Here is a 16,916-nt window from a genome sequence, read left to right as displayed (position 1 = left end):
AGCGTGATAAATGGCTTCCTGGGAAAAGATATTGTTCAATTTCAAATATTGCGTGATTGTAGTAAATAGTTTTGCTTGAATATGGAACAGAACTTAAATCAATAAGGGCTGGGAATAGCGATTTCTTAATATTGTTTTTCTACAGCCTTGTTAAAAATACTTTCAAGGGATCGGTGCATGAAATATCTAATAGGTCTAATTATTGTTTTCTATTCTTGCGCAAGCGTTCACGCAGATCCTGAATGCAGCGACCCAAATTTAGGAGATAACAGTAAAATTATGTGTGAGCGATATTTTCTTTCAGCTGCTCACTCTAGTTTAATCGGGCATTATTTAGAGACTATGCAGAAAATAGAAAATTGCAATGAAAAAAACGAGTGGCAAGAAGTATATAAAACTTACCATTCTTCTTGGGTTCCTTACATGATAGCGAGCTGCAGAATGTTTTGTATTGACGATGTCTGTGGAGATATATCTGTGCACGATGATGTTTGCATTATCTCGCAGCTAAAAGATTTTGATGAAAAAATCATGGCTGAGTTAAAAGAAGGAGTAAAATTTGGAAGATGCGCTGCTTCTCCGCAATCTGATTTCAGCCCAAGCTTTAGTTGTTCGTCAGCTTTAAATGATGCTGAAAGAATGATATGTGGAGACTTCTATTTGTCTCTCGCAGATAGGCGTCTAAACGATTTTTATACAAAAGCCAAAGCAAATAAGGTTGACAATTCTGGGATTATTCAAGAGCAGCGTGTTTGGCTTAAAAAAAGAAATCAATGTAAAGACACGTCATGTCTAATTTATAGTTATTTCCATAGGATTAATGATTTCAAGGCAGATAAAGATACTCTTTTCTACTAAAGATTTTAACAGGGCGCGCCAATTTGCACCTTCGGTGCCGGACGCTTCGCGCCGTTGCGCTTAATGTTAGCCACGTATAAATAGCTCATGAGCACTATGTGTACAATCTATCAAATAGGTAATACGAATGCTTTTTAAGAAAATAGAGATTGATAATGTAGGGCCAATATCAAGAATAAATATTGAGTTCCCAAAAAGAGAAGATGGCCCTAAACCACTCGTAATAGTTGGCGAGAATGGGTCAGGTAAAAGTATTCTCCTAGCGCATTTGGTAAATGCCCTTATTGTTGGGAAACAGATGGTGTTTGAAGATGTAGAAGTGGAAAAAGGAAAAGTATTTAAATACAGAAGCCCGAAATATGTTAAATCAGGCGAGCATTTTTCATACTCTAAGGTCGAATTTGAAACAGGGGAATTAGTTCAAGAATGGCAGCTTATTTTAACGCGGAAAGATTTTGAAGAAAAACTAGGCTATACGCCGCCTAGAAAAGATTGGACCAAAATAGATATATCGCAAACCTCTCATTTTGAGTCGACATTTAACACTAACTCACAAAATACTCAATCAATATTTAAAAAACAATGTTGTTTATATTTCCCTGTAAACAGATTTGAAGAGCCAGCATGGCTAAATATTCATAATCTGAAAGCCCAGGCAAACTATACTGATTTAAAGAAGATTACAGGTATTTCGAACAGAGAGCTTATTTGCACGTCACCGCTAAAGAATAACAATAATTGGCTACTTGATCTGCTGTTTGATAGGCAACTCTATGACTTAAATATTCTAAATGCTCCGCTACAGCTAGCCCAAAATCAACCGAAAAAAATGTTCCCAATATTTAATGGCTTTTCTGGTCAAAGCGCAAATATTTATGAGGCCGTTCTAAATGTAATTAGGGTCGTTCTAAGAGAGTCAGGAAATATAAGGTTGGGTGCTGGAGCAAGAAAAGATAGACAAATATCGGTTATGAAGGATGAAAAAATATGGGTTCCTAATTTATTTCAACTATCTACTGGTGAAGTGCAACTGATTAACTTGTTTTTGTCTATTATAAGGGACTATGACTTGTCAGATGGAAAACTTAACAACTTAAGTGATATTAGGGGCATAGTAATAATCGATGAAATTGACTCACACCTCCACACTATTCACCAAAAGGAAGTTCTTCCTAAGCTGATCAAGTCTTTTCCTAATGTTCAATTCATAATAACGACACATGCTCCCCTGTTCCTGCTAGGAATGGATGAAGAGTTTGGAAGTGATGGATTTGAAATTATTAACATGCCAGATGGCAGTGAAGTCGCAGCGAATGATTTCTCTGAGTTTGTGGCTGCCTACGAGGCCTTTAGACAAACCGCAAAGCATAGGGCGGAAATTAAGGCAGAAATTGAGCATCACTCAAAACCAGTTGTTTTTGTAGAAGGTGATTATGATATTCGTTATTTAAATAAAGCGGCAGATTTTCTTGAAAAGAGAGAGCTTCTCGATAGAGTACAGCTAAAAGATGGAAGTGGATTTGGAAATTTAGATAAAATATGGAAAAGCTATAACAATTCTATATCTGAAGTTTTACCAAACAAAATAATACTTCTTTATGACTGCGATACCAACAAGCAAGATAACGACAAAAATCTCGTATTCAAACGCGTAATCCCCAGTGTGCCAGGTAATCCTATATCTGTCGGCATAGAAAATTTATTTTCAATCGATGTCATAGATAAAATTGAGTTGGAAAATCCTCAATTCATTGATATTCAAGAAGAAGGAAAAGCTAGAACACGAGGCAATGAGATCACGCTACCATCGACTAAATCTGTAAATAAAGATGAAAAAGGAAATATGTGTAACTGGCTTTGTGAGAATGGGGAGGCCGTAGACTTTGAGTGCTTTGAGTCAGTTTTTCAAATAATCGAACAAATAATTAATGGCTAACAAGGCGCTTGTTCGGATGCAAACTACGCTGCGCTTCGTTTGCGCCGCACAGCTTAAATGTTAGCTCTCCGATTTCCCCAAGAAAAGTAAGACGCCTCACTATCGATATTGGTACTGAAACTATTTTTATTTTACTCATCATTGCCTGAATCATAAGTCAAGGAGAAAAACATGATTAACAATGAAGATTTATACATTTATGACGTGACGATGTTTACTGAAAATCTATACAGAATGGGCAACGCGACATGGCCTGCTTTCACTGAAGAGCGAGCAAAGTCCGATGTTCTTATTACAAAGATTAATGGTGTCGATGTTGTCATGGCTAATGGAAATGGGTTCTCTGCTTTTAATTATTTGACACCCATTATGAAGAGACCTGGAAAAACGATATGGCGAATAAAGAAGCATGCTCAGATTCCTCAAGGCTTAAAGCTCGTTAAGGATATGCGTCCTGGTCATGAAGGTCACTTTATGATTGCGCCAGAGAGGCAAATGCCTTTGAAAAAATATCTCGGGCTTCTTGAGGAGCTAGGAATGGATAGGGTTCGTGTTGTGAAGCTATCTGCTGTGGAGGTTAAAAATGGCTAATCCAACAATTTTAATAAAGGAATACAATATAATTTGGGAGGCATTGGCGCATTACGAAAAGTATTTAGAGCAAATGTCTTTAAGTTCTTCGAGCGAAGATGAAGAACTTATTTTTGATGAAAAATTACAAGACATTGAGTCCGCCAGAAAGACCATTCAGTACGGTGCGCTTAATTCATACGGGGTCGAACTAAAATAATGTTAATTTGTTGCGGTGGCCCCGCTGGTGTGCGCGGTGTTATGCGACAAATCAGGTTCTCCTGTCGATTTTGACCTCTTCAATTCGACTAATCATTGCCTATCCTGGTAATTGAATCTGGAGAACTGGACATGAATACCAATGCCGATATAGACGCTATCAAGAGCTTGATTGCTGCACGCGAGACAGCCATCGCTAACGCAGACGCTGAAGCTGCCATCGAACCGTTTGCGCGTGATGTTGTGGTCTACGACCTACAGCCGCCGCTTGCTTTCGCTGGAGCCGATGCGCGCGATGCTGAGGAGCTGCGTGCCTGGCTGAAAACCTGGAGGGAACCGGGGCCTCGGGTCGAGTTTCGTGAGTCGCGGATTCTGATCAATGGCGACCTTGGCATCGCTTATGGTCTCAGCCACATGCGAGGGGAAAAGATTGGAGAAGGAGCCGTCGAGCTGTGGTTCCGCACTACGCTCGTATTCAAACGCTCCGGAGACGACTGGATGATCGTCCACGAGCACAATTCGGTGCCGATGAAGATGGATGGCAGTGGCCTTGCCGCCGTCGATTTGAAACCTTGATGATGGGAAGGAATGTATCACTCCGCAAGAAAAATAGGCGCCTCGCGATTGCGCCAGAGAGGCAGATGCCTTTACCACCTAATAAATAGGTCGAAAATGAAATGGATATACAGGGCAATACTGATTTTTGCGATTCCTTTTTTTCTTCCAGACAAATCTTTTGCATTACAGTACGAGCTATTGATCAATAGCTCCGCTCCAACGATGGGTACTATTCGACTCAGTTTTGAAGATGCTCTCCATACTGAAACCCGTTTGATTTCCAGGCAGTTAAAAGAATCAAACATCAAGAATCCAATTTGTAGCACATCGGGCAAAACGTTATCGCGCGAGGATGATGGTGGATGGATGGTACCTGCTGGCTGTTCAGAGATTATCTGGGGCATACAATTTATTGAAGTGGATCGCCCGAACCATGATGTTTCCGCCCAAGAAAATCTTTACTATCCGGGAAAGTGGTGGCTGTTTTCCGAGTGGGGAAGTCTCCTGCGTTTGGCTTCGAATACGGCTGAATCTGAAATTTGTACAAAAGACCGAGCAATATGTCGGCATGTACCATCATCCAAAGAAGCGCCGCTGTTGATGCTTGTTGGTGAGCCCAGCAAACAGGTAACTTCCGGAGAAACGTCATTCAATTTTTTTTCTGGCCATTTACCTGAGGCCTTTGACATTAAAAATCTCTATGGATCTTATGAACAACAGTTATCCTACCTGCAAAAAGTCATCACTCCTGTTAACCCCTCGACACCTCCACAAACGGTTGACGTGTTAGTACTGGGAATTGATGCTTCCTTAGACGTGATTGGAGGAGCAGCAGGAAAAGACGCTTACTTGGCAAATATCGCTGTAAATGAACGAGGGGTGATTTCATCAGACCTTATAAAGTATTTGTGGGTAGCTGGTCACGAGATGGCACACATGTTAGGCCTGGGAACCGAGGCGCTTTGGGCTTCCGAGAGTCTGGCTCATTACTACGGATTTAAATCTCTTGGAGAAGATAAACTCGCTTCACAGATCTTCAAGCAGATGGTGGGCGAAATGAGTCAAATAGGCTTATTGAAAGCTCAACAGCTTGTAGGGCAGGGCGAAGGACAGCACTATGCACAGTTCTACGTGAAGGGCGCAGCGTTTTGGAAGGATTTAGATGAAGCGATTATAGGTGTAACGCGAAGTCAAAAGAATTTGGATGACTATCTTTCTTTACTTATAAATGGTCGTTTCGGTACGAACGGCGAGCTTCCGTCTGAGTTCTTGGAGGCTATGGTTGATGTAATTGGCCAAGAGAAAGTGAATCGTCTGCTTCTTGACTATCTTTAAATGTCGTACATGCACCCGATGACGTAGCCATCTACGATGGTGAGTCGTATGTCAGTTATACGGGCTGGAGGAAAGGTTCTATGATATTAACTCTGCGTTATCCTCATGTGCGAGACTTGGTGCAGCACTATGCCACCAAAAAGAATGATGCGAAAGTGTTGAAGATACTGGATAGTGGTTTGTTATCCGAAGAGGATGCATCGCATTTGGGTCATTTTATCTGGGATATGTTGGATACAATGGCAAAAGACAGGGAGCAAAATATAGTTGTTCTCGGCGGAACAGATAACACGCAAATGGCTCCAGATATTGCTTATGAGATGGATGCACTGATGAATAAATCAGGATATGGAAAAATATGGGAAAAAATATCTGACGAAGCATGACAATATGAGTGACCCAGGAAGCATGGAGTATATCTCAGGAGCATTCTTTGAGTTCATGGTTCCCTTTATGGGAATCTGGGCCATCACAGTATCTGTCGTTTTGGCTGTGAAGCATCTTTTAACAAGTTGGAAGTACGGTAAAAAGTAAATGATTCCTGCGGTCGTCAGTCCATCGGTTGGCTGCTGCGACCATCCTGCTATATGCCGTGAAAGTAAGATTGGAGAATTCACATGATCCCAGAAATTCTGGAATATAACGAAAAGCAGGCACTGGTTGACAAAGACATATGTGATGCACTCGCAGGCGAGATTGATCGTAGTCTGTCTGGCGCTGAGAGCAAGATTTGGCATGGGCATCCGGTCTGGTTTCTGGATGGCAATCCTATAGCCGGGTACAGCAAGCAGAAGCCTGGAATTCGATTGATGTTTTGGAGTGGGGCAGATTTTGAGGAGCCGGAGCTAAATGTATTAGGTAAGAAATTCAAGGATGCCTCAATCTTCTACAGCGATGCTGCCGATATCAACAAAACCGCGCTGCGTCGGTGGTTGAAGAAATCCAAAGAAATTCAGTGGGATTACAAAAATATTGTTCAGAGAAAAGGTAATCTGGAAAGGTTGAAATAATAGGGTCCAGAAACGCGTCGTATTTGTCGCAGGTCTACTGATTAAAACAACGTCGATGCATCACCCAATCACATCGACGTCGTTCACCAACGATTTATTTCCTCACGGAACGTATTTTATTTACAACACCACTACCTAACACCGTCAGCATCAATAACAACAAAAACGGACTCGTGCTACCACCACCACTACTTTCTCTACTGCTGGCTGCTGAGCTGTTGCTGGAAATAGCAGACGACTCTTGCGAACTGGCAGCGCTTTCTGTAGATGAGCTGTTTGCTTGTGATGAACTGCTAAGGCTGCTGGAAGATACCACTGCCGATGTGCTGGATGATGAAGCACTCGATGGCGCCGAGCTTGCTGAGGATTCAGAGCTTGCAGAAGAAGCCGAGCTTGTTGCCGTAGGCTCCGAACTCGATGAAGCAGTCGAGCTGCTGGATGCACCGTTTCCGGAGAATTCATGCAGTTGCCAGGGCGTGGTTCTGCCGGTGCCGGCAATAATCGTAAAGGAGACGTTGACCATGTCGCCGGCAACCAGGCCGGTGATGTCGTAATACCAATTACTACCGTCCTGTTGCATGCGCAGGTTTTGTTGTGGGCCACCGTTGAGGGTGTAGTGAATATCCACAATATCGCCTTCGGTCACTATGGCGCGGAGTGTGGTGGTGTTGATTTCCTGCAAACAAATTTCATCGCAATTGGTATTGGCCGATGAACTGCTGGATGCAACGGAAGACGCTGTGCTGGACGATACGCTGCTGGCAGCGCTCGATGAAGAGCTGCTGTTAGGCTCGCCTTGTTGCGTCATGCTGAAGCTGCCGGGTGCTGCGGTAAGTGTTACACCGTCTGAAAAGTTTACCGGCGTTTCAGTAGTGCTGTAGTTGTAGGCGAGGTAGGTAGTAACGCCATTATTATGAAATGCCACTGCCGAGGGTAAATCCGCAGTCAGCTCGCCGGTGCCGGTCAGGGTGTGGCCGAGTTTGGCAAAAGTATGCACCCAGTGATAGGTGTGGGCTTTGGTTTCGCCAGCTTCGGGAACGTAATCAAAACCGTATGTTTCCAGATCATCCAGTGCCGCAGTGCCATCGGTCATTGACCAGATATTCCACCAGACATCGCGCCAATGATCATCCGGTAAACCGGAAGGTTTGCCGTTGCTGGATTCGCCGCTCATACCGACGTCAACATAGTCTTTCAGATAATCAGCGTGTTGACCGATGTGCAATACCAATGGGCTTAAGGGTAAACCCTGAATACCGAGGATATGCGCGAAGGCGCCGCTGAACCAGGTGGAGAACACATGGCCGCTGCCCCAGATAATCGAGGTGGTCATGCGCGTATAACCGGCGGGGAAGTTATCGTAATCGCCATCCAGCCCACGGAAGCGATCGATATTATTCCAGTATTCCCAATAGGCAGAGGTTGAGGATGCATGCAAGTACATGCCGCGTTCCACCAGTTCATCGTTTCCGGTAATCAAACCGTACAGCACGATGGCGCCGTAGGAGTTGGCAGCTTCCGAGGTGGATTCGTTGTTGTTGCCCTGCGCAAAATTGGCGTGGCCCGACGCCCAGGAAAAACCATAAGCCGGATCAAAATTGCGCAGGTAGGGGAACATCGTATCGTCGCGGCCGCCGGCGTAATCGCGGATCAACAATTCAATCATCGGGCCCCAGGCATCAGCGCCACACCAGTCCGGATCAACGCGGCAAACTTCCGTGGCGGCACGAACAAAATAACCGTAATGGAAATGGTGGTCATTCAATTGTTGATGAGAACCGAAGGATTCCTCCAGTCCGAGCAACGTGTTCCATTGGTCGTCGTACACAAAATATTTATTGGTATCCAGGCTGCCGTTGGTGTCGGCGCGGAACCAATCTTCCAATTCAGCTTTCAACCAATTGATTAACGTATCGGCTTCTTCGACCATGTCGTTTGAGCGTGCGATAGCTGCCAGCTCCGCAACCTTACCGTAGTTTTTACCGGCCCAGTAGGTGTCTTCCGCGGTATTCCAGTTGGCGGCGCCCTGGTCCATAAATTCCGTGATCAATGCCTGCAATTGCACAGGATCGTATTCGCCAATGCCTTCGGGAAAGTAGGGCAGTACACCGACAAAAGGAATGGTGTAACTGAAGCTGCTGGTTTCAGCGAATTGGGTAACGCCGCGTGCGCTGCGAATCTTGTAGCCGCTTAATGCCTGGTCAGAATTTTTCCAATGCATGGGTAACAGGCCAGCCATGGTGGTGACCGGTGCATCCTGAAAACGGTATTCATGGGACACCGTCACGCTGTTGTTACTGCGGTCAACACTGTAGTCGATAAAGACTTCGTCTACGCGTGTCGTCGCATGCGCTTCAAATGCCTGAATCATGGGTGTGGTGGGATTGCTCGCCAGCTGCGGCAACCAGGTAACGGTCATGCGTTTTACGGGATTGTTCACGCCGATTTCGGCGGAATTAATATTGGTAAATTCAGTGGTGTCGTGGCCGGTAATTAAAAAATGGTTGCGATTGCCCGCGACACTGGTCCATACGCCCAGGCTGTTGCCTTCCTGGTAAAAAATACCTTTCTCGCCACTGTCCGGCGCTTTGGTGCGCACCACCAGATTACCCTCCAGCGCGCTGAAATAAATATACGGCGAACCGTGAACAAAGGTCGCTTCCATCACTGGCGTATCGCCGCTGTTCCATTGAACCGTAACGGAACCATCGCTGTAATCCTTGAGTGCTGCGCTCATGTTCGGGTAATCGGTGTTAGCAACAGCGATACCATCAAATACTTCGCTAAACGGATCGGGAATAGGGTAGATGTATTCTTTATCTCTGGCTTGTAAACCGGCAGGAATACCGAGTATGCGTGTGCCGCGGTTGGTGATGCGCGCGGTAATCGGATCGGGCGTGATGTACCCCGCTTTGCTCGGATCGCCAATGGTCATCTCACCAAAAAAGGAAACGGAGCCCCACCAGCGGTGGGTCATGGTGTGTTTTTCACTCGCGGGTGCTACCAGTTTTGGAGCGAGCGGAGTTGGCGCACCGATAGGATCGCAACCGCTTACGCCCGGCTGCACAACGCCCGCGTTATAAATCCAGGTGCCGTGATCGATAGCGCATTTGTAACTGGCCGGATTAATGGTGTCGCTGATATTGCCTGCACCATAGGGTGTGAGCTCGGCAAGGGTTGAGTGGGATACAAAAAGTGCAGACAAACAGAGTAAGGTTTTAGGAAATCGGAACATGGATGGCCCTCTATATGCCTTGGCATGGGGAAAAACAGATGCGCAAGGCTCGTTATTAAAGTTATGTATTGTGGCCTGGCTGCTACATCCCTGTTGATCAATGGCTCAGGCTGCGGCTATCTTCCTGTAGATCAATGCACGCGTCGTCCCACTTAAACAGACGCGGGGAGCATGGGAATGCCCGCATTTCACGGTATATGTCCCACTCTTGTGTCCCACCTTTGTAAGCCCAGTCGATACAGGTGTTGCACTCATGTTGGCGGTTTGGTTGGTGTTCCGTTGGCGAGGTAAGATTCACAAGGTGGGATGGTGTTGCTGAGAGATTTTAAAGGCGTCCCACTTTTTTGTGGGGATATGGAGTCATTGCATCGTTGGAGATAAGCAGTTCGTTGCAGGTTTTGGCGTCGATGGCTGCTGTTTAAAACAGATAATAAATGAAACCCGAATGCGTCCATGCTTTCGGGTACTTGAAATTCATTCAAACCTGATTCACTTAATCAACCAATTTTGAAGTTGCGCTAGGCGCTGTTACTGCGAACCTGTCGGCGTTACTCGCCAGATGGTATTGGAAAGATCGTCTGCGATAATCAGTGCACCTCGCGGATCTACCGTGACGCCCACGGGGCGGCCACGGGTTTTTCCGTCGTCGCTGCGAAAGCCGGTAACAAAGTCCACCGGCTGACCGTCGGGACGGCCGTTGCGAAAGGGCACAAAGACCACTTTATATCCCACCGGGTTTTTACGATTCCAGCTACCGTGCATGCCAACGAACACACCATCGGCGAATTCTGCGCCCATGCTGGCTTCGGAAAAGTCGAGACCGAGTGCTGCAACATGCGATCCCAGCGCATAATCAGGTGTGATGGCAGATGCAACTTTTTGTGGATCCTGTGGGCGCACCCGGTCATCCACATGTTGACCCCAATAGCTGTAAGGCCAACCGTAAAAACCGCCTTCCTGGACCGAGGTCAGGTAATCAGGCACCAGGTTTGGTCCTATTTCATCGCGCTCATTCACTACGGCCCACAACTGGCCGGTGCCGGGTTGAATCGTCAACGCGGTGGGATTCCGTAAACCCGTCGCATACGGTCGATGTGCGCCGGTTTCTGCGTTCACTTCCCAGACCATGGCGCGGTCGACTTCGGCAATCATGCCACGCTCGGTAATATTGCTGTTGGAACCGATACCGACGTAGAGAAAGCGACCATCAGCACTGGCGGTTAAGGCTTTGGTCCAGTGGTGATTGATGCGCGACGGCAGATCGGTGACTTTGGTAGGTGCGCCGCTCGCCTCGGTTTGCCCCTCGCGGTAATCGAAGCGCACCAACGCATCTTGGTTGGCCACATAGAGGTTGTTATCAACCAATGCCAGGCCGTAGGGCGCATTCAGGTTGTCGGCGAACACTGTGCGTAATTCATAAGTGCCGTCGCCATCAGCGTCGCGCAACAAGGTCAACCGGTCACCACTCTCGACCGAGGTGGTTCCTTTGGATTTGATGTAACCGGCGATGATGTCTTTGGGTTTAAGTGCGGGAGCGTTACCGCCTTTGCCTTCTGCAACCAGGATGTCACCATTGGGCAAAACCAGCATCTGCCGCGGGACTTTGAGATCGGTGGCGATGGCAGATACTTTGTAACCTTGCGGTACGGTCGGTTGTTGGTCGCCCCAAGGGGCAGGCTGGGCAATCGTCATTGCGGGCAACAGCCCACGTTGTGGCTCCGGAAGCTCAGGATTATTACCGTACTGTGCAGACTCTGGATCATTGCCATCACATGCGCTGAGGAGGCCAGCCACGACAACGGAAATAAACAGTCGCTTGTTCGACATGAAAAAATTCATCGTCCACCTCCTACACCAAATTTGGCGAAGCCGATCCAGGTGGATGCGCAGGCGAGTAACATCACGATGATCGAAAGAATCAGCCCGGTGGGCATCGTAGCCCAGGCGTCTTTGGCGTGGATAAAGGCGTTAAAGAACCCCAATATCCAGGTCGCCAGCAATAACAGCGTATAGAGAAGGGAATATCTGTTGCGGCTTTTGGTGCGAGCTAGATGAATAATAGCTCCCAGCAACGCAAAGCCGCCGAACACAAGGCCGCCGGTAATGAACCAGGAGGCGAAGTTACTCCACTGAATATGGTAGGAGGATGTGTAGGCCAGGTCGCTTAATACACTTCCCAGAAACAATGGGATAGTGCCGGCGAGTAAAACACCATGGACCGGGTGAAGCCTCATGTAAAATAGTCGACCGTCATTGACTGTCACTACATATCTCCTCTTTATCAAAACCACTTCACACGTGGATGAATCGCTTCGTTAATTATTGCTATAAGATTTTACGGGGCTGTGACGCTTCTGGGGTGGTGCGGTTCCAAGTGCAATATCGCGAATGTTACTTAGCAAACGAATAGAGGAGGTGCTGTCTAATGATGGATGTGCCGGATAAAGCCTTGCTGATGCGCCACCCCTTGGTGATGTGGCATACATGAACGAATTCGGTATAAGGTTACTCTTCGCAACATAATTTTTTACAGCAAGCAAGAGGTGCTACAACATGTTTTTCGATGGCTGGTATGATGTTGTGCGTGTATTCATGGTTGGTATTCTGGCTTATGCGGCATTGGTGTTCTTGCTTCGTATTTCTGGGAAACGCACCTTGTCTAAGATGAATGCATTTGACTTGATTGTTACTATCGCACTGGGCTCAACACTCGCAACCGTTTTGCTGTCAAAAGAAGTAGCCTTAATTGAAGGTGTGGCTGCATTCATGATGTTAATTGGCCTTCAGTACATTATTACCTGGGCTTCAGTGCGATCACATTGGGTTGAAAACCTCATTAAAGCAGAACCCTCCTTATTATTTTATGAGGGGCGGTTTCTGACGGATGCTTTGCGCCAGCAGCGCGTTACCCAAGAAGAAGTGCTTTTTGCTGTACGCTCACAAGGTTTACCCCAAATTGAAAATGTGGCCGCCATTGTCCTGGAGACTGACGGTAGTTTAACTGTGCTTCAGAATCAACAAGGAGGGGAGCTGACGTCGCTAAAAAGAAAGCTGTAGGTAATAAATAGTGCAGAGGTTTTTGAATCACTGAATAAAAATTTTTAGCGACCTGTCGAAATTGGTTCGGGCTGTTCGACTATAAAGTACAGCGCTTAAGGCTGTTTATTAACCAATAATCTGGAGAAAATGAACCATGTCCCGAATGATATTTATCAACTTGCCCGTTACGGACCTTAAAGCGTCAATGGCTTTTTATACCGCGCTGGGTTTTGAGAACAACCCGCAGTTTACCGATGATACCGCCGCCTGCATGGTCTGGAGTGAAGCGATTCATGTCATGTTACTGACCCACGATAAGTGGCGGACTTTTACCCAGCGCCCGATTCCACCCAAGACCTCCAGCGAGGTGATGATTGCTCTGGCTCTCGACAGCCGCGAAGCGGTAGATGCCATGAACAAAATAGCCGCAGAACATGGCGGCACGGCGGATATCAATCCAGTGCAGGATCTCGGGTTTATGTACAACCGGAATCTGGCAGACCTTGATGGTCACGTGTGGGAGGCCTTCTGGATGGATATGGCTGCATTTCCGGGTGCCGAGCAGGTGGGTTAAGCATTAAGCAGCCACATTGGCACCGCTCCTTTGCAAACGCCCCTTCGGGGGCTTTATGTTGTTGCAGTCTGAAATTATCCCTTGAACATTTTCTGCGGTGACGCGTCATGATTGAGAAAATCAAACCCAGGACAATTGAAGAATATATTGAGTCTGCGCCGGATATAGCGCAGAAAAGACTCCGCGAAATGCTCGCTTGTCTGCGTAAAGCGGCACCCAAAGCAGAGGAGTCGCTAAAGTGGGGCAGTCCAGCGCTATCATATAAAACCATTCTGTTTATCTTTGCAGCGCATAAAAACCACATCAGCCTTTATCCCACGCCGGCGGCGGTACGAGCTTTTGCAAACGAACTTGACGTTTATAAAACTTCAAGCAGTACAATTCAATTTCCTCTCGATAAACCTCTACCCAGAGAACTGATACACCGTATTGCTGAATACCGCGTGAGGGCTGTGTTAGAAGAGGGCGCTAACTGGATGTGAATAATTTTGTGCTTGTGAAGAGGTAAGAATATAAAATGTGCTGAAGAACAATGAGAAGGGATTATTTTATGTATCGGATTAATGTTTTATTTTTAGTGATCTTAATGGTCTGTTCTTCTGCGAATGCATCACCATCACCGATTCGCGAAACCAACATCCCGGATTATGATTACTCCCAAACCCGTTCAATAGTTCTTTATGGTGAAGACGATTACGTTTATCTGAGTAATCCGTTCGAACACGCCGCACCCAGTATGGGCGCACGTGTATATGAAATTGTGTTGCTCTACATTCCACACCTGCAACCTCTCGCTATGCCACCTGATCAACCAACCCACGTGCTGGATTTGATGATGAAAGACAGTGTTGGTCGTTGGCGTTTGGGACAGCGTTTGTATTTGGGAAATCCATGGTTGTCGGATGGAAAATCTATTGCCCTGATGAAGCCAGCTGAGTATCAGCAATTGAACGAACTGTTAACCAAGCGTTATCAAGTCGGTACCCGTTATGAGATAGATCACACGAAAACATTGAAGCGAATTAAAAAGAGTTTGCGTCCGGATGATTGGCTCACGCAGGATAAATCTGTCTACGAGGCAGTCCGACGCATGTCCGTCAGAGAGGATCTTTGATGTCGCCGAAAATGTAGTGTCTAATCTGTGGCGGCGTCAGCAATCATAGGCAGAGTTAATTTCGATATTTAGGTTAATAGGATTTCTAATGTTAAGGTTAAGTTTAAGTTTATTACTGTGTTGTATGTTTTCATTGCCGATATGTGCCGCAAGTTTTGACTGCAATAAAGCTGGCTCCAGCATTGAAAAGATGATCTGTAAAAATGCTGAGATTTCCTCTGCTGATGAAACTCTGGCAAAGCGTTACGGCGAGGTTAAAAGTAAAGCCAAGCGCCCGGATTTGCTCACCAACAATCAGTTGGAGTGGTTGACGAAAAGAAATAACTGCCAGTCTGAGGACTGTGTGCTAGAGGAGTACAAAAATAGGATCGAGTTTGTCAACGGTTGGTTAGATTACGAAGAAAAAACATTGCCCAAGCCAGGTGGCGAAGTTCAGTGCACAGATCGTCCGGAGTGCTGGCCGGAGGGCAGTGCTATGCATACTGGTCTTGTTATGGCTGAAAAAAGACGGAAAATCTCGCACCAATTAGAGACCAAGCATGCTGAACTCATCGCGCTCCTGGCTGCTTCCCCGGACCATGGCGGGAATGTGAATCCTGATTCCCGGATCATTTCGGCCTTGAAGAAGCAGCAACCTGCTTGGGAAGAATACACGACTGAGGAGTGTGAGTTAATCGGATCATTGACGGGAGCGGGTGGTTCCTGGCCGTCTACTTACGCTACCCGCTGTAAACTGAATTTAATGGAAGAACGGCTACGCAGGATTAATTCTTCCATCAAATGCATTCAGAAAATACCACTCGAGGCGCGCTGGATGGATCAATCAAGCTGTCTTCAACAGTTAGCCCCACTGGCAAATAAGGTTTAACTGCTTGGATGCGGGCTGCTGGTTATCAGTAGCTCGCTATACAGTTGCTCGTACTTTCTGGCACTTTGGTGCCAACTCAAATCCTTACCCATCCCATTATTCTGTAACATCCGCCAGATTTTTTTATCCTGAAACACCGTTAGCGCGCGCTGGATGGCGGTGTAGAGTCCATGGGCGGTGTATTGATAGAACATAAAACCGGTGGCATCAGTTTGGGATGGCTCGGCGAAGTCGATCACGCTATCGCGTAAACCGCCGACGGCGTGGACGACGGGCAGGGTGCCGTAGCGCAGGCTATAAAGTTGATTCAGGCCACAGGGTTCGTAGGCCGATGGCATCAGAAAAATATCGGCGCCAGCTTCGATCTGATGAGCAAGGGATTCGTTGTAGCCGATGGTTACCGACAACTGCTGCGGGTATTGTTGCGCAAGTTGGAGCAGCTGTTGCTCGTAATCTTTCATGCCGCTACCGAGGATAATACACTGGCAGCCTTCCGTTAACAGTTGCGATAAATTATCGAGAATCAGGTCGATACCTTTTTGATCCACCAGCCGGCCGATAAAACCCAGCAGCGGCTGTTCGGACACCGCCAAACCATTGCGCTCCTGTAAAGCCATTTTATTTTTGAGTTTATGGTTGAGCGTGCGACGGGTGTACATTTGTGCGATGTGCTTGTCCGTACCCGGATTCCATTCGTCCGCATCAATGCCATTTAAAATACCGGACAATGCCGACTGTCGGTAGCGAAGCAAACCATCCAGACCATTACCCGCTTCCGGTGTTTGTATTTCCTGCGCGTAACTTGGGCTGACCGTTGTAATGCGATCAGCATACACAAGACCGCCTTTCATAAACGAAAACTGCCCGTAAAACTCCAGGCGCTCCATGTGCCACAAGTCGTGGGGTAAGCCCAGGCTGGCAAAGGTGTCCCAGGAAAACAAACCGCGATAAGCCAGGTTATGAATCGTAAAAACCGTCGCCGGGCGCACACTATCCTGCGCCAGCAGAGCAGGGACCATACCGGTTTGCCAATCATTGCAATGCACCACATCCACCGGCCAATCCAACCCCGCCTGATTCAACGCAACCAACCGTGCAACCTTCGCAAACAATAAAAACCGCTGCGCATTATCCGGCCAATCAAAACCATCCGGCCCACAATACGGATTCCCCTCCCGCTCAGAAAACCCCGGCGCATCCACCAACCACACCAACACCCGCGTACCCGGCAAAAACGTCCTCCACAGCGTTACAGACTCTCCATCCACATCAAGCACCGCAACTTTCTTCACATCACCAGCCGCCGCCTTCATCACCGACGCATAACCCGGCAACAAAATCCGCACATTATGTTTTAACTTCATCAACGCCCGCGGCAAACTCGCCGCCACATCAGCGAGACCACCGGTTTTAATTAAAGGGAAGACTTCGCTGGTAACAAAAAGAATATTACTCATGACCTGATAATGTCTCTAGAAACAGTAACAAACACCGAAGCTGAAAACTGATTAACCTGATGATTACACAATGCGAGTTTGGCGTTAGGCCTGTTGTTTCGAAACCTTCAAGTCAGGGACGACTTGAAGGAGCTACAGGGATG

At 46.9% G+C, this 16,916-nt stretch carries 17 protein-coding genes; 13 read left to right on the top strand and 4 right to left on the bottom strand.

Annotation, left to right across the window (positions count from 1 at the left end; translation table 11 throughout):
• Positions 1-177 precede the first annotated feature (177 nt).
• The 8 genes from ACSV5M_RS21100 to ACSV5M_RS21065 all read left to right on the top strand — a co-directional run bounded on the left by ACSV5M_RS21100 (position 178) and on the right by ACSV5M_RS21065 (position 6,486).
• Positions 178-858 carry a lysozyme inhibitor LprI family protein gene (locus ACSV5M_RS21100; RefSeq protein ID WP_439178807.1) on the top strand — a complete coding sequence of 227 codons (681 nt, stop codon included), beginning with the start codon at positions 178-180 and terminating at the stop codon, positions 856-858.
• 127 nt (positions 859-985) lie between these two features.
• Positions 986-2,794 (top strand): AAA family ATPase, encoded by a 1,809-nt coding sequence (locus tag ACSV5M_RS21095; RefSeq protein ID WP_439178806.1) that lies wholly within the window; start codon positions 986-988, stop codon positions 2,792-2,794.
• Between the two features lie 171 nt (positions 2,795-2,965).
• Positions 2,966-3,385: a hypothetical protein gene (locus ACSV5M_RS21090; RefSeq protein WP_087465632.1), complete on the top strand. Its 420-nt coding sequence runs from the start codon at positions 2,966-2,968 to the stop codon at positions 3,383-3,385.
• Positions 3,378-3,584, top strand: a complete 207-nt coding sequence (locus tag ACSV5M_RS21085) for a hypothetical protein (protein WP_087465631.1) — start codon at positions 3,378-3,380, stop codon at positions 3,582-3,584. The genes ACSV5M_RS21090 and ACSV5M_RS21085 overlap by 8 nt, the downstream gene beginning before the upstream one ends.
• Before the next feature lie 131 nt (positions 3,585-3,715).
• Entirely contained in the window at positions 3,716-4,159 is a 444-nt protein-coding gene (locus ACSV5M_RS21080; protein WP_439178805.1) for a YybH family protein, read from the top strand.
• A 96-nt stretch (positions 4,160-4,255) separates the two neighbouring features.
• The gene (locus ACSV5M_RS21075) at positions 4,256-5,476 is read left to right on the top strand and encodes a hypothetical protein (RefSeq protein WP_439178804.1); all 1,221 of its coding nucleotides are present in this window, start codon (positions 4,256-4,258) and stop codon (positions 5,474-5,476) included.
• An 80-nt stretch (positions 5,477-5,556) separates the two neighbouring features.
• Positions 5,557-5,862: a hypothetical protein gene (locus ACSV5M_RS21070; protein WP_439178803.1), complete on the top strand. Its 306-nt coding sequence runs from the start codon at positions 5,557-5,559 to the stop codon at positions 5,860-5,862.
• Between the two features lie 231 nt (positions 5,863-6,093).
• The gene (locus ACSV5M_RS21065; RefSeq protein ID WP_439178802.1) at positions 6,094-6,486 is read left to right on the top strand and encodes a DUF1801 domain-containing protein; all 393 of its coding nucleotides are present in this window, start codon (positions 6,094-6,096) and stop codon (positions 6,484-6,486) included.
• A gap of 94 nt (positions 6,487-6,580) precedes the next feature.
• Here ACSV5M_RS21065 and ACSV5M_RS21060 read toward each other — a convergent pair whose 3' ends face one another.
• The 3 genes from ACSV5M_RS21060 to ACSV5M_RS21050 all read right to left on the bottom strand — a co-directional run bounded on the left by ACSV5M_RS21060 (position 6,581) and on the right by ACSV5M_RS21050 (position 11,985).
• Positions 6,581-9,721 (bottom strand): glycosyl hydrolase, encoded by a 3,141-nt coding sequence (locus ACSV5M_RS21060; protein WP_439178801.1) that lies wholly within the window; start codon positions 9,719-9,721, stop codon positions 6,581-6,583.
• Between the two features lie 528 nt (positions 9,722-10,249).
• The gene (locus tag ACSV5M_RS21055) at positions 10,250-11,548 is read right to left on the bottom strand and encodes a PQQ-dependent sugar dehydrogenase (RefSeq protein ID WP_439178798.1); all 1,299 of its coding nucleotides are present in this window, start codon (positions 11,546-11,548) and stop codon (positions 10,250-10,252) included.
• 8 nt (positions 11,549-11,556) lie between these two features.
• Positions 11,557-11,985: a DUF2231 domain-containing protein gene (locus ACSV5M_RS21050; protein ID WP_439178797.1), complete on the bottom strand. Its 429-nt coding sequence runs from the start codon at positions 11,983-11,985 to the stop codon at positions 11,557-11,559.
• Positions 11,986-12,274: 289 nt separating this feature from the next.
• Here ACSV5M_RS21050 and ACSV5M_RS21045 point away from each other — a divergent pair, with 289 nt between their 5' ends.
• The 5 genes from ACSV5M_RS21045 (at position 12,275) to ACSV5M_RS21025 (ending at position 15,316) form a co-directional block, all read left to right on the top strand.
• The gene (locus tag ACSV5M_RS21045) at positions 12,275-12,778 is read left to right on the top strand and encodes a DUF421 domain-containing protein (RefSeq protein WP_439178795.1); all 504 of its coding nucleotides are present in this window, start codon (positions 12,275-12,277) and stop codon (positions 12,776-12,778) included.
• 136 nt (positions 12,779-12,914) lie between these two features.
• Positions 12,915-13,334 carry a VOC family protein gene (locus tag ACSV5M_RS21040; RefSeq protein WP_439178794.1) on the top strand — a complete coding sequence of 140 codons (420 nt, stop codon included), beginning with the start codon at positions 12,915-12,917 and terminating at the stop codon, positions 13,332-13,334.
• A 107-nt stretch (positions 13,335-13,441) separates the two neighbouring features.
• Positions 13,442-13,816, top strand: coding sequence for an iron chaperone (locus tag ACSV5M_RS21035; protein WP_439178791.1), 375 nt, complete (start codon positions 13,442-13,444; stop codon positions 13,814-13,816).
• Positions 13,817-13,884: 68 nt separating this feature from the next.
• Positions 13,885-14,448, top strand: a complete 564-nt coding sequence (locus ACSV5M_RS21030; RefSeq protein ID WP_439178789.1) for a hypothetical protein — start codon at positions 13,885-13,887, stop codon at positions 14,446-14,448.
• Positions 14,449-14,572: 124 nt separating this feature from the next.
• Positions 14,573-15,316 (top strand): lysozyme inhibitor LprI family protein, encoded by a 744-nt coding sequence (locus tag ACSV5M_RS21025; protein ID WP_439178786.1) that lies wholly within the window; start codon positions 14,573-14,575, stop codon positions 15,314-15,316.
• Here ACSV5M_RS21025 and glgA read toward each other — a convergent pair.
• Positions 15,313-16,773 carry a glycogen synthase GlgA gene (gene glgA, locus ACSV5M_RS21020; protein WP_439178784.1) on the bottom strand — a complete coding sequence of 487 codons (1,461 nt, stop codon included), beginning with the start codon at positions 16,771-16,773 and terminating at the stop codon, positions 15,313-15,315. The genes ACSV5M_RS21025 and glgA overlap by 4 nt on opposite strands.
• Positions 16,774-16,916 lie beyond the last annotated feature (143 nt).

The organism is Cellvibrio sp. ARAG 10.3, assembly GCF_051846955.1.
Taxonomy (GTDB): domain Bacteria; phylum Pseudomonadota; class Gammaproteobacteria; order Pseudomonadales; family Cellvibrionaceae; genus Cellvibrio.
The sequence above is the reverse complement of the archived record's forward strand: the minus strand, read 5'-3'. Positions and strand labels throughout refer to the sequence as shown.